Below are 13,488 nucleotides of genomic sequence, written 5' to 3'. Positions count from 1 at the left end.
TAGCGCTTTCAAAGTTACCCATGAAAGTGTACCTCCTACTTTGAAAAGTATATCCCTCATATTTAGTCGCCTGGCATGGCTGATGGATCAAGTGGAAGCTTAATTTGGATACGCGTACCTTCTCCTTCCCATGTCTGGATGTCGAATGTAAAGTGATTTTTATAACAAAGTTTTAAGCGACTATACGCATTTTTCATGCCAACATGCTCTCCCATATCGGTGTTCTGATCCAGGTAACTTAACAACTCTTCCAATTTTGCTTGTGTCATCCCTATACCGTTATCGGTTAGTCTGATATGGAGCTGGTCATTTTCCATTGAAACGAAGAGTTGAATGATGCCTACACCCGGAGATGACTCAATTCCATGAATACTTGCATTCTCAACAAAGGGGAGGATAACCATCTTGGGGATTCGGTACATCAGTACCGCAGGATCTGCCTCAATGGTATATTGGAGTTTTTCGCCAAAGCGGTATTTCTGAATTTGCAAAAAACTTTCGATGAGTTCCAATTCTTCCTTTACTGTCACATCATTCTGATTCCAACTAATCGACTTGCGAAACATCTTGGCCATGTTATGCACGATTTTGGCAGTCTCTTTCTCGCCTTTGATGAGGCTCCGCATACGTACCGACTCAAGGGTATTAAACAAAAAATGAGGGTTGATCTGACTATGAAGTGCATGAAGCTGCGCTTGCTGCTGCTTTAACTCCAGGTCTTTCTTTTGGATGTCAGCGAGATATACCTCATGAATCAGGTTATGGATCGTCTCGGTCATTCGATTAAATTCCATCGTGAGTTGACCTATTTCATCTCTTGCATCTTCAGGCGGAATCGTCTGGAAATTTTGTGTTTTTACTTTTTTCATATGTTTCAGAATACGCACCAGCCTGACATGGATGGATCTGGACATAGCCGCGATGATAATAGAAGGCAGGACAAAATTAATGCAAGCCAGCCATACGACGAAGGAACGGGACTTTCGCACCTCCTTCAACACAATTTCTTCATCCATTACTCCATGTAGGGACCACCCTTCCAGATAGTTAATGCCTGTATACGTAAGTTCAAAGGGAATCATTTTGTTCGGAAACTGGATCTCGCTGTAACGTTTCCCTATCTGAGCTTCTGCTGTAGGATCATTTGAAAATTGGATGTGTCCCCCCGGATCAAGAAGATACACTTTTCCATCAAATCCGCTGTTGTGAAAATACTGCTTGATCATATCCATATTCAGGTCAATTTTAAGTAACTGCTCTCTCCCCCCTGTGTCCAGATTGTCGAGCCGTTGAACCAGACTTAACATCTGATCCGATGAGATCAGTGCTGGATAAGGGGCGGTGTATGCCTGAAATTGAACGTACCAGTTAGAGCTTCGGACCACGTCAGTTAAACGATCAATATAACCGGAAGATAGAATGGTAGAATTATCTGTATACACTTGATACCAGCGAATTCCCTGATTCAATTGACCGGAGAATTGCCCTTTTAGATAGGAATTATAAGCGTCAATGTACTCAAAATGACTTTGAAATGAACGGGAGATGGTGTCGTTGAACACAGGGTCAGTATATAACGAATAAGAGAGGCCGACGCCCTGATCAATGGTTACCCGCAGGTCGTTCTTCAGATTGTTCAAGGCCATGCCAGCATCACGTGTTTTCTGACTACGAATATTGGCGGATGTGACATTATAGAACACCACATTGGTTACAACGATCGGAATAAACACGGACAGGACATACATCAGCAGTAGTTTATCTCGAAGCTTCATGTAATTCAGGTTCCATCTTGGCATTGTGCACCTCGCTGCTCATTTCCCATAAGGAGATTGCGATACTCTGTAGGCGATAACTTAACAAGTTTCTCAAACTGGGTTACAAAATAATCCGCATTCTGAAATCCTACGCGTGCAGCAACCTCGTACATTCTCAGATCCGTCTGGCGCAATAACTTCTTCGCCTCATGAATCCGCAGGTTCAGCAGATAATCATTGAAATATTGATTGTAACTTTTGCGGAATAACCGTCCAAGATAAACGGGATTCATATAAAAGAGCGCAGCAATGCTTTTGAGATTGATGTTCTCGGTATAATTTGCATCAATATATCGTTTGATCTTGCTGATATCCCCTTTGGATCGCTCCATCCTCAGATGAGAGACATACTCCTCGGCTTCCTCCAGCGCGGTGAGAAAAGCATTTTTCAATAGCCGTAAATTCCAACCTTCATGACTTTGTTGTGCCAGCTCCTTCAGTTGCTGTAACCCTTCATCATTACCACCCATTTCGTTGACTACAGCGAGAATACCCGTTATACAACGCAATAGAGAACCCGATACAGCCTGAGGAGAAAATCGATTCATATGAAACAGTTTGAATTTCTCTTCTACAATGTTGTGGTAAGAGGACCTATTCCCCTCTTCCAAGCTCAAGATTAATTGATCCACCTCGTCTTGGTACACATTGAAAACAAACAGCGGTTTGTCTTTGATCTCCGTATAACGTACGACACCACCAGTTTCAGCATATTTATGCTTGGCTGCTTCTTCAGCCGCCATAAGGGATTGTGGGACATCACCAATTTCTTTGACGAGTGTTCCTGCATAAAGACCGATATCCAGGTTAAACCTTTTGCTCAGTGTTATATGAATATTATGCAGTTTATCCTGTAACGCCGAGCCCCCTTGATGATGATCAGGCCACAACAGTAATAATGCAAACGTGCCGCGGTGTTGCTCACTGATGAACATTTTGCATAAATTACTCTCCAGAGAATGTACTGCTTCACGTAGCTGTTCAATGGTGATTTTGATTTCATCTAATCCGGTCTGAAGTTCGATCAAAGTCATGAGCAGACTGCAGCTACGATTGATCCCGAGCATCTCGAAATATCGATGTTCATCTTCCTTCTGTACATGGCCTTTGATCACATCCTCCAGCATGATGGTACTGGCCTGTCCCTCAGCCAAAAGAATATGTTTTCTTTTATTGCAAATCAGATTAGCCGACTTCTTCAACGTCGCCGTCAGTTCTTCATCATCAATAGGCTTTAGGATATAGTCATGAACGCCGTACCTGATTGCCTGCTGTGCATATTTGAAGTCATGATAACCACTGATGATAATGAACACAGGTTCCAGATGTGGCATTTTCTCTACGGCACGTATCAGTTCCAGTCCATCCAGAATTGGCATGCGGATATCTGTAATAATCACATCTGGTTGCAGACATTCAATCAGATTTAATGCCTCTGCACCGTTCTCTGCCTCTCCGATAATCTCCATATTAAGATCCATCCAATTTATGAGTTCATACAGCCCCTTTCGTACATACATCTCGTCATCTACCAATAATACTTTTAACATCCGTGTGTCCCCTTTCCTCCAACGAAAATAAACCGCCGGTAGCATGTCTCCCTATCGCCGGCATCTAATATGGTGACTGTTGTAGTTATTGCAACATAAATTCATTCATGGCGTGCATAATCCCAATAGTCGCCAACAAGGCCTTCGATGATCGAGCCACTGGCCCATGGCATCAGGCAAAACCAGGTGCTGGCTGGCGTACCATCCGCATATTTTTCAGTGACCAGTCCTTCCGAATGACAGAAGCGTTCAGACATCCATCCTTTTTTGCCATAGCCGAATTCTTCATCATAACGATTATAGGTCTGACAACCCCACCCGATGGTATCCATCATACGTTGACGAACATAATTCTCGTCCCGCTGTCCAACATAATACAACAGCTCATCCACTAGATTACTGGACATGGGGTGAATATGCGGATTAGCTACTGAAGTAACACTTCCCCCGGAACTGGACCAGCCCAATGTACTGAGAGGCGGAATCTTAATAGGAGAGTTGTAACAAAATTTGAAGCTGAATTCATAACTGATCGCATCTCTCATGTGATCTAGAAACAGCTCGTCGCCAGTCAACGCGTGTAGAAACCGAACAGCTTTGATGTAAGCCAGAATGCCTTCCGAATCAACAGCTTTATCCGCATCCAACGGAGCGCCGTAACATTCCATGTGTTGGACATAGGTGCTGTAATAGTGGGCTTCACTTCGTCTGAGCTCATCCAGAGAAGAGGCATCATGGGTTAACCAACTGTAATATGCCTTGGCGGCAAGACACCAGACCCCGCTAAAGGCATCATATTCAAGACCTGCTCCTGTCCGCTCTGACAAAATGGAGGGGTATTCTCCATCCGTATTTTTCGTGCACTCCAGACGATCAAGTACTTGCTTGACGTAAGCAAGCCAATCATCGTGTCTCACATTTCGAATGCGCTTCTCATAATCGTAGCTTTTCAGAATGTAGAACATCGCTTGAGCTACAAGGTAAGAGGAATGTCCTGGGGTACGCATGCCGTCGAACCACCAGCCTTTAACACTCCATATCCCATCCTGATAAGCATCGTATGGAAGTCCGGATTCGGGATTCATGGCATTCTCGATAATATTGGTAATGCAGGATAACGCCTGCTGTCGCATGGGCTCATTATTCAGGCGCAGTGCGGCCATAAGCATTGGAGCAGCTATGGTCATACCATTTGTCCAACTGATTGAGATAATTTTGTTGTATCGGTAGCCATCAGTTTCAGCAGCATCTTCATATACAAATGTTGAATAATGACGATCCTCCGGAAGCCAAGCATATTCATAGATGGCATTGGACAAATCCGTTACCGTTGTCTGAATGTCACTTCCTTCTCTTGGTTTTTCGTGATACCTCCTATAGATTGTTTCCAGTGCAGGATTGATACCCAGTTCTGATTCAGACTCGTAGTTATATAGTTCAAGAGTGAGCCCAACTGATTCACCTGCCGCAAGTTCAAAACAATTTTCTCCAAGGGCAGCTCGCTCATGGACAAGTCTGGATTTGATAAATAGCAACGGAGCATTCTCATATCCCAGCGTATATCCGACCGTACCCTTTTCAATAGAACATGTGAATCCCCCATATTGCAGGAACGTTCCTTCCATCCCTGGATACCATTGCTGCTTCTGGTTTCCTGTATTGATCCAGTAGGGACTTGCGCTTAGACCAACAATCCGACCTTCATCATAGATAAGTGCAGCTGGATGAGACAGACGATCGCTTCGGACCATCCACCAGGGTGATGAAGGGCGAGAGGGACTGCCCTCCCTTAGTCTGGGGAACTCATTTGGGACATTCTGGGGTGCTTCGCCCCGGTTGCGGCCATACATAAATGCAGGCAAAAAAAACCTCGGATTCTGTTTATCCAACGGCATTTCCACATGAATAACCCCTGTCCAGGCATTATGTCCCTCGTTGTAAATCTGAATGTCGGCTTGCCATGGAGCTTCTGCACTGCCGTTTCCGCTTATTACTTTTACGTCAGCCTTGAGAGCATGCTTGTTCAAAGCCGTGTACTCTACGTTGTCCTGTACTCTACTTCGTGCTGTGAAAATTAGATCCATCTTTTCCTCCAATCGCGTTGTACACCACTGAGTGGAAACGCTTGCAATTATGTATCCATCATGCTAGGATGGTTACATTTTATAGGTTCACGTCTGCAATTTCATTGCACAAACGGCTATATTTATTGCGCGAAACGACAAGGAGGTCATATATCTGATATGAATGAGACTTCAGAATACCTGTTTGATCCAATCCAGAATGAGCTGTTGTATCTTCATCGCACCACCACGTATAATATGGGAACGTTTTATCATCGACATAATGCATATGAACTCTACTTATTTCTTCGTGGCAATGTGAACTTCTATATTGAGAACCGTTGTTACCATTTGCAACGTGGCGATCTGCTCGTTCTTAGCCCGGAGGAGATGCACCGTTCCTTTGCCTTGGACAAAAACGAATATGAGAGAATTACCATAAATCTAAAAAAGTCATATCTGAACCGCTTGTCTACGTCAACCACCAACTTATCCGCATGTTTCGACTACCGTCCCAAGGGTAAGGGTAATATCGTACATCTTGAAGAGGACAAACTTCAACGAGTGCTGCAATTAGCTGGCGAACTTGAACAGTGTCTCTCATCAAGTGACTATGGAGCGGATATTCTAGGGAATATTTTGATTACTCAGTTACTCCTTCTAACGAATCTAACTTTTCAAAATACGGATTTTGTTGCAACGGATATTATGCCTGAACTAGTTCGAAACACGATGGATTACATTGAATGTAATCTGACGAGGCAACTGACGCTTGAACAATTGTCAGAGGCTATGTTCACGAATAGCAGCTATATTAGTCGACAATTCAAAAAGCATACCGGACTCACGATTCGAGCATACATTCTTAGTCGCCGTATAGGGCTGTCGAAATCTTATTTAATCGAAGGTTTAAGTATTACAGAGGCCTGTTATCAATCCGGTTTTGGAGATTATGCCAATTTTATTCGTAGCTTCACCAAGCAGGTCGGCACTTCACCTGGTAAATTTGTTAAATATGGAAGTCTTCTTTAAACATTGCGTTGAGCAAAAACACGCCAACTCTTACCTATATCTTATCTCAGCAAAAAAAAAGAGCGAATTCGCCCGACAATTTTGTCAGCCGGTATTCGCTCAGGTAATCGATAATTTCTTATTGATTATTCCAGTCATATCCTTTTAGTTCAATCATAGTATTGGGGCCAGGGAAGGTTAATTCTATCTTTTGGTTCTGATAGGATACGGTTACTCTTGATTCTGCAATAGAGCGAATTCTGGTATTTAACAGACGACCATTTTCCCATTCCAGATCTATTTCAAATCCGCCACGAGCCCGAATACCACGAATATATCCTTTTGGCCACGCTGCCGGCAAAGCAGGTAACAATCTGATTACTTCGTTATGGCTCTGGAGAAGCATCTCTGCTATACCTGCGGTACCTCCAAAGTTCCCATCAATTTGAAACGGAGGATGGTCACAAAACAGATTGGGTAACGTGGAGGAACGTAGAAGTTCCACGATGTTATCGTGTGCAAGTTCCGACTCCTCTAATCGTGCCCACATGTTGAGAATCCACGCCCGGCTCCATCCTGTGTGTCCACCACCGTGTTCCAGTCTTCTGTCGAGTGTTACGCGAGCTGCCTTGGCGAGATCAGGCGTTGATTGCAACGTAATTTGCGTTCCAGGATGCAAAGCGAATAAATGGGAAATATGTCTGTGACCAGGTTCCAATTCATCATAATCGTTACTCCACTCTTGGATCTGGCCATGTTTGCCAATGGAGGTCTCCGGTATTTTGGTTAAAGCACTACGGAGTACTTCTCCGAATTCCTGATCTTCTTGCAAGATCCGGGTACTTTCAATGCAACGCGTGAAGAGTTCTCTAATAATCTGATTGTCCATTGAAGCACCAAAACATAAAGCCCCCGACTCTCCATTATCTAATATATAGCGATTTTCCGGTGAGGACGAAGGACATATCACCCAATTGCCGGAATAATCCTCTATTAGATAATCCAGAATAAAGATAGCCGCATCTTTCATCGTGGCGTAAGCTTTTTTGAGAAATTGAACATCCTTATTGTATTCGTAGTGGTCCCATAGATGTAATGAAAGCCATGCTCCTCCCATAGTCCAAAACGTCGATGTCATGCATACATCCTGCGGAGCAGCGTCTGCCCAGATATCCGAATTGTGATGAGCAACGAACCCCTTGCATCCGTACATGGTTCTAGCGGTTTCCTTTCCCCGGACTTGCAGTCGATCTATAAAATCAAACAATGGAACGTGACATTCAGACAGATTGCAGCTTTCTGCAGGCCAGTAGTTCATCTGTGTATTAATATTAATCGTATATTTGCTATCCCATACAGGAAGCATGTCTTTATTCCATATCCCTTGAAGGTTTGCCGGTAAAGAACCTGGACGGCTGCTTGAGATAAGCAGATAACGGCCAAATTGAAAGTATAGACTCATCAGTTCCGGATCATGCTGACCAGCTCTAAGCCGCTCAAGACGCTGATCGATTGGAAGTTCGGAACATCTCACATCTTTATTTTCATCTTCGAGATGTATATCCATCTTTTCGAATAAGAATTGATAGTCCGAGACATGATCGGCGAGCAGTTCGCTATATGGTTTTGCGGAAGCAGCATCAATTCTTCGGAGACACTCCACTTCGAGTTGTTCCTTGGGTACTCGAAAATCCGTGCAAGCCGTGATTAGAATAGTCGCTGAATCACCATTCTTCAGAGAAAGCTGACCGCTTGAATAATGAACCTGCCCTCCTTCAGATATAAGGCGAATCGCACAACAAAATCGGATTCCTTCTTCTCCCCCACTTCTTCCCCGGATGATCAAGTTATTCGTTCCACGCCTCTCAATCCGGTCCAGATAGGATTGGAAACCAACAGGATGCTTAAGAATATCTGAATAGGATGTTGATTTCAGAACGGTTCCCCTGCCAAAAACAGTGGAGAAAGATAACTTTCCAGGCACGCTAGATTTGAGATGAACAACGAGCACTTGATCCGGGTAGCTAGCAAAATAATCACGGCTGTAAATGGATTGATCTGCGGTATAATTCACGTTTACCTTGCCATGTTCCAGATCGAGATGTCTTTGATATTCATTTGCTTCATGTTCACTGTGATCCATAGCGATATAGAAGTCCCCTAATGGCTCATAATGTCTTTGCCCATCAGGAACGCCCACCAGCGTATCTGCTGCGAGTTCTTCTGCTTCCCTAATCTTACCGTCAAAAATCAGGCTTCTGATCTGAGATAAAGATTCAAGTGCTTGAGGATTATTCCGCTGCATCGGTCCACCATACCACAGACTATCTTCATTAAGCTGAATTCTCTCGATCTGTGTTTTTCCAAAAATCATGCCTCCAAGAGTTCCATTTCCGATAGGCAATGCCTCTTCCCATGTTCCAGCAGGTTGATTAAACCAGATATTTTTGGTCTTCACGTTAAAACCTCCAACGAATTATAATTCCTCACATTTTTCATGTTTAGTGTGTTCCGTTTGTATGTTCTTTCAGTGTACTGTAATCTCTTAAGCAACTAAATGAACAAAATTAACTTGAATTATCACAATCTTATCCCAGCATTAGAGGTGTAATCGTAAATTCCGAAACTGACAGTACAAATTCTTTGTTCTGGACAGGGAAGTTTAGCTATTGGCAATAAAAAAAGCCGCTATTATAGCGGCTCTGTTTCGTTCATTTATTTAGCTTACGTGAATCTTGACATAAGTTATAAAATATTTTTCTCCATTTGTTGCATGAATTGCCTCAATATCAGCCGATCTTCCGAAGAAATGGATTGAAGTAGTTTCTCTTGCTGCTCTCTCCATTTATGCTCAACCGGTTTTTCTAATTCTTTGCCCTTATCGGTTAGAAAGATACGCATGATCCTTGCATCCTGTACATCACGCTTGCGATATATAAATCCGTTCTGCTCCAGTGATTTGACCATGTTTGTAACCGTTGGTGGTTCGCATTTCATATGTTCACTCAGTTGCATCTGGGTTACCCCATCACCCAACCACAGCCGATACAACAGATTATCTTGTCCTACATAGAGATTAAGTTCCCGTAGAGATTCACTATAATTTCGACGCATTTGGGAGGAAATTCGATCTAAAGACTGTCGAATTTCACAATCTACTGTATCTGTCATGAACGATCCCCCCCTAATATCCGAATTATATTTAGCAGACTAAATGTATCATGTGGTTATATAGGTGTCAATTCGCCTTAGTATTGTTATAAGGGCCTTTCCTAACCAAGTTCCACAACAAAGATTGGATTTATCGTAAAGCTTATTTTTTGGCAAAACCTTGCTTGTTCAAATAGGCCATCATTTGCGGTTGAATACTTCTCTCGAGGTGATCCTGGATATGGTCACTCCATCCTTTTACTTTTTTCACGGTGAAAGGAGCTCTCGTCGGACGATTTTCATAATACTTCAGCATGGTCTCATCATAGATTGCTAATTTCTCTTGATCCATTGGTTGGTATTGATTATCAAGCAATACCATGGATTGAGGGAGCCGAGGTTTCAGTTCCGGCTTATCTCCAGCTGGATTACCGATACATAATCCCACCAGAGGGATAACATATTTCGGTAAATTTAATACGTCAGATAGTTCGCTAATATTAGCTCTGACCCCACCAATGAACACTCCGCCAAGTCCCAGCGATTCAGCCGCGGTTAACGCATTTTGTGCCATCAGGCCAGCATCGAATGAACCAATCAACAGAAATTCAATATATTCAATATCCACATCCGGAGCGATTTCATGATTTCGGTTAAAATCTGCACAGAAGACCCAGAATTCTGCCGCTTCTTCAATATAGGGTTGATCGACACAGAGATGTCTGAGTTTTTTTCGAAGTACTGGATCTGTGATGCGAATAATGGATACCGCCTGCAGAAGACTGAACGATGAAGTTTGATTTGCTGCCTGAAATATTACATCTATTTGTTCATCAGTTAGGGGTTGAGATGTGTAAGAACGAAACGATGTATGGTTATGAAGCAATTCGAGTGTGTTATTCATTAAACGCTCTCCTTTATTCGTTGATTCCATGTTCCTGCAATCCGTATTCGTAAGGAACGCCCATATTCTCGCGAGTGTTTTTCCTTCATATTACTTATGGAACAAACCGCGTCCCTGCAACCATCTGTAAAGCCAGTTGCATTTCACTTCTTTTTTTCATAACGATTTTCTCCTTCGTTCTGGCCAGGCACAGATATGTGTGCCCTTTCAATAGTGCGAATATATTTAGCATGCTAAGTATATGGATGGATCGGATTTTGTTCCGTTGAGTGAGGGTTATAGATATTGACGTTCACCGGTCTGGGCTGATTTCTCGACGGCATCCAGTAACAGATGAAGTTTCACCGCATCCGCGAAAGTAGGTGCTAAGGTAGTACCTTCTTGAATATCTTTGGCAAACTTACGATAAGCCTGAGCCATGTTCAGAACAATTCCGGAGTCGTTATATAGAGAATGTGGAGCCGAGTAATAGGCATCGGGAATGGTTAGTTCACGAAGCTCGTTGTCCGTAGATCCTGCACCGCGTAATTGATGTGATCCGAATTGAATGGATGCAGGGGCGCTCAGCACAATCGTGCCGTTGTCTCCGAAAATTTCAAGTGTGAGTCCTGTCTGATGTTTAACTCCACCTTGAATATGAACGCTGGCTACAGCACCATTAGTCAATTTTCCTGTAATCATGATCTGATCATCCGTTGTTTTCTCGATGACTTTCTGAATATCTACTAATTCAACTTCTGGAAACTGTTGAGCTGTGGTGGCAGACAATTCTGTAAAGTCCCCAAGCATGTAAGTGAAGGCATCCAAATTATGGCCCCCTACAATGGTCAGCAAGTTCCCTCCAACTTTCCGGTCATACAAGTACGCACTCGACTTGTCACCAACGCCACCCATGCCATCAATGGAGATCTTCAAATTGGCAGATAATACTTTACCGACATAACCTTCTGCCAATAAATCTTTTACATATTGAACGGCCGGGGCTTGTCTAGCTTGTAATCCAATCGCATTTGGCATTTGGGCAGACGCTATCCATTCCTGCATTTCCAAGGCTTCCTCTGTATTCGACCCCAGTGGCCATTCACAATAGATTGGTTTGCCAGCAGGCACGACGGCTTTAACGGCGTTATAATGTTCCTTGACGTTAATACTGACAACAACCATATCCACATCAGGATGCTGAGCCAACTCCTCCATATTATCAAAGCCATGATCTGCATAGAAAGCTTCTGCGCTTTTCTTTGCACTCACCATATTACTTGTCCCAACCGCTGTAAGCTCGAATTCATCCAAATGCTGAATAGCTGGAATATGTGTTCCACTCGCCCACCCGTTATTAATGGATGCCCCTATAATACCTGTACGAATTTTTTTACTCATTGTTAAACATCTCCCTTGGTAATATTTACAGTAAGATCGAATATCGGTTGTCTCCAGCCCTTATCAGTCACTCATTTCTATGATATATTTATTTAGCTTGCTAACTATTCGATTCGAGATAACATTTATTATTCTTTCACACTTTAGGTAAACTAAAATTGTTTTGGTGTTGACACCATCATAGGTGTATTTGTTTTATTAGCAAAGAGGGCAATTTAAATGAACATAGTACATCTTTTTGTACTTTTGGATCAGGAGTGATATGAATGAGAGTTTGCAATGAAGGATTTGAACAAGAGTTTATAGATGGAAATAGTGACATGTACGCCATAGCTTTTACTCAGAATGTCCTTTCTGGGCGTTGGAAATATTTTATCTTATGGTACCTAAAAGACGAAACACGTCGATATACGGATATCAAAAAATTTCTTGGAGACTTGTCTCAAGGCTCCCTTACAAAGCAGCTTAAAGAGTTAGAGAATGATGGTGTTATTCAACGCGATGTATATCCGGAAGTTCCTCCGCGAGTTGAGTATTCGTTAACAGACAAGGGAATGAAGTTACTACCGATCCTTGAAAAGATGGAGGACTTTGGAAAAGAATACGGCTAAGCAACTTAATTGAAATGGATAGCTTAACCCAAAAAAGCCGCAAATTTAGCGGCTCTTTTACTCTCAAAAATTTCTATTCTACTTTATAATCAGTAACTACATCAAATTCTCCAATAATATTGTTTCCTTCTACATCATACAAATGAATCGTTCGAACAGTACCATTCACTTGTGTTTGTGCTAAGGCTTCTTCGATGGTAGAGATTTTAGGTGTAAGATCTTCAGCTTTTAGATAACCCTCGATTCCATTGGTGCCTATTGCAGCAATCAAATCGGGTTCAACCCCAATGATTGGTTCAGATAATGCTGAGCCATAGGTATCGCCCTGTGAATTGACATCATATTTAGTTTGAAGCAATAATTCGTGAATCGTTTCCGATGTTTCAGTGTTGTTTTCAAATAAAACATTTGATGAATTTACGTTCGATAACTTTAAGTGTGGCGACTTGTATCCAGTATACCGAGTGTATCCATTCCCATTATAGAATTCACCAACGTTCTGAGCATAATACGTCGTTTTAGTCGTTATTCTTGGAGAGTAGACAAAAAAGCTAGAGGTTTTCGACGTATTATATGTCATGGAACTTGAAGCTTTTAAGCTTCCACCAGATGTGTACAATCTAGCCATAGCTCCCATATAACCATTTGGAACACTTGCTGAAGCCTTCACTGATGCAACGGCTTCAGCAGTCGTACCTGTAGTAAAATTTCGAGTCCATACTTCAGATGTGAAAGTGTACGTGTGTCCCTTAATTTTGGGTGTACTATACGGTGAAGATGCAGTATTAGCCAGGACTGTTGAAGATGCCAAAAATAATGATAGAATACAAATCATTACCATACTAACTTTCTTCGTTTTTCTCTTATTCATAGTTTATCCTCCTCATAATAAAAAATATTTGGATTATAGTTTCAATCTTTAATCCCTCTCTGTAAATATATTAAATTTATTGTAAAAATTAGATTTATTTCCCTTTTATATCATAACACTGTTCCAGTTTT

At 42.3% G+C, this 13,488-nt stretch carries 10 protein-coding genes; 2 read left to right on the top strand and 8 right to left on the bottom strand.

From position 1 onward, the window contains the following. Positions 1-62 precede the first annotated feature (62 nt). The 3 genes from MHI12_RS14970 to MHI12_RS14960 all read right to left on the bottom strand — a co-directional run bounded on the left by MHI12_RS14970 (position 63) and on the right by MHI12_RS14960 (position 5,451). Positions 63-1,799, bottom strand: coding sequence for a sensor histidine kinase (locus tag MHI12_RS14970; protein WP_405172830.1), 1,737 nt, complete (start codon positions 1,797-1,799; stop codon positions 63-65). Next, positions 1,781-3,367: a response regulator gene (locus MHI12_RS14965; protein WP_405172829.1), complete on the bottom strand. Its 1,587-nt coding sequence runs from the start codon at positions 3,365-3,367 to the stop codon at positions 1,781-1,783. Before MHI12_RS14965 ends, MHI12_RS14970 begins: the two co-directional genes overlap by 19 nt. A gap of 101 nt (positions 3,368-3,468) precedes the next feature. Further along, on the bottom strand, positions 3,469-5,451 hold the full coding sequence (locus MHI12_RS14960) for a hypothetical protein (protein ID WP_405172828.1): 1,983 nt from the start codon (positions 5,449-5,451) through the stop codon (positions 3,469-3,471). A gap of 159 nt (positions 5,452-5,610) precedes the next feature. On the opposite strand from MHI12_RS14960, the gene MHI12_RS14955 reads away from it, so the two are divergent. Next, positions 5,611-6,462, top strand: a complete 852-nt coding sequence (locus tag MHI12_RS14955) for a helix-turn-helix domain-containing protein (RefSeq protein ID WP_405172827.1) — start codon at positions 5,611-5,613, stop codon at positions 6,460-6,462. A 118-nt stretch (positions 6,463-6,580) separates the two neighbouring features. On the opposite strand, the gene MHI12_RS14950 is transcribed toward MHI12_RS14955, so the two are convergent. The 4 genes from MHI12_RS14950 to MHI12_RS14935 all read right to left on the bottom strand — a co-directional run bounded on the left by MHI12_RS14950 (position 6,581) and on the right by MHI12_RS14935 (position 11,875). After that, positions 6,581-8,899: a glycosyl hydrolase family 95 catalytic domain-containing protein gene (locus tag MHI12_RS14950; RefSeq protein ID WP_405172826.1), complete on the bottom strand. Its 2,319-nt coding sequence runs from the start codon at positions 8,897-8,899 to the stop codon at positions 6,581-6,583. 287 nt (positions 8,900-9,186) lie between these two features. Next, complete coding sequence (locus tag MHI12_RS14945; RefSeq protein WP_405172825.1) at positions 9,187-9,612, bottom strand: MarR family winged helix-turn-helix transcriptional regulator; 426 nt, start codon at positions 9,610-9,612, stop codon at positions 9,187-9,189. Positions 9,613-9,754: 142 nt separating this feature from the next. Next, complete coding sequence (gene nfsA, locus MHI12_RS14940; protein WP_405172824.1) at positions 9,755-10,495, bottom strand: oxygen-insensitive NADPH nitroreductase; 741 nt, start codon at positions 10,493-10,495, stop codon at positions 9,755-9,757. 276 nt (positions 10,496-10,771) lie between these two features. Further along, positions 10,772-11,875 carry a Gfo/Idh/MocA family protein gene (locus MHI12_RS14935; RefSeq protein ID WP_405172823.1) on the bottom strand — a complete coding sequence of 368 codons (1,104 nt, stop codon included), beginning with the start codon at positions 11,873-11,875 and terminating at the stop codon, positions 10,772-10,774. 266 nt (positions 11,876-12,141) lie between these two features. Here MHI12_RS14935 and MHI12_RS14930 point away from each other — a divergent pair, with 266 nt between their 5' ends. Further along, positions 12,142-12,486: a winged helix-turn-helix transcriptional regulator gene (locus MHI12_RS14930; RefSeq protein ID WP_405172822.1), complete on the top strand. Its 345-nt coding sequence runs from the start codon at positions 12,142-12,144 to the stop codon at positions 12,484-12,486. Positions 12,487-12,559: 73 nt separating this feature from the next. Here MHI12_RS14930 and MHI12_RS14925 read toward each other — a convergent pair whose 3' ends face one another. Then, complete coding sequence (locus MHI12_RS14925; protein ID WP_405172821.1) at positions 12,560-13,357, bottom strand: peptidase; 798 nt, start codon at positions 13,355-13,357, stop codon at positions 12,560-12,562. Positions 13,358-13,488 lie beyond the last annotated feature (131 nt).

The organism is Paenibacillus sp. FSL H8-0280, from assembly GCF_045040665.1.
In the GTDB taxonomy this organism is placed as follows: Bacteria; Bacillota; Bacilli; order Paenibacillales; family Paenibacillaceae; genus Paenibacillus; species Paenibacillus xylanexedens_A.
This window is presented reverse-complemented; position numbering and strand designations above follow the sequence as displayed.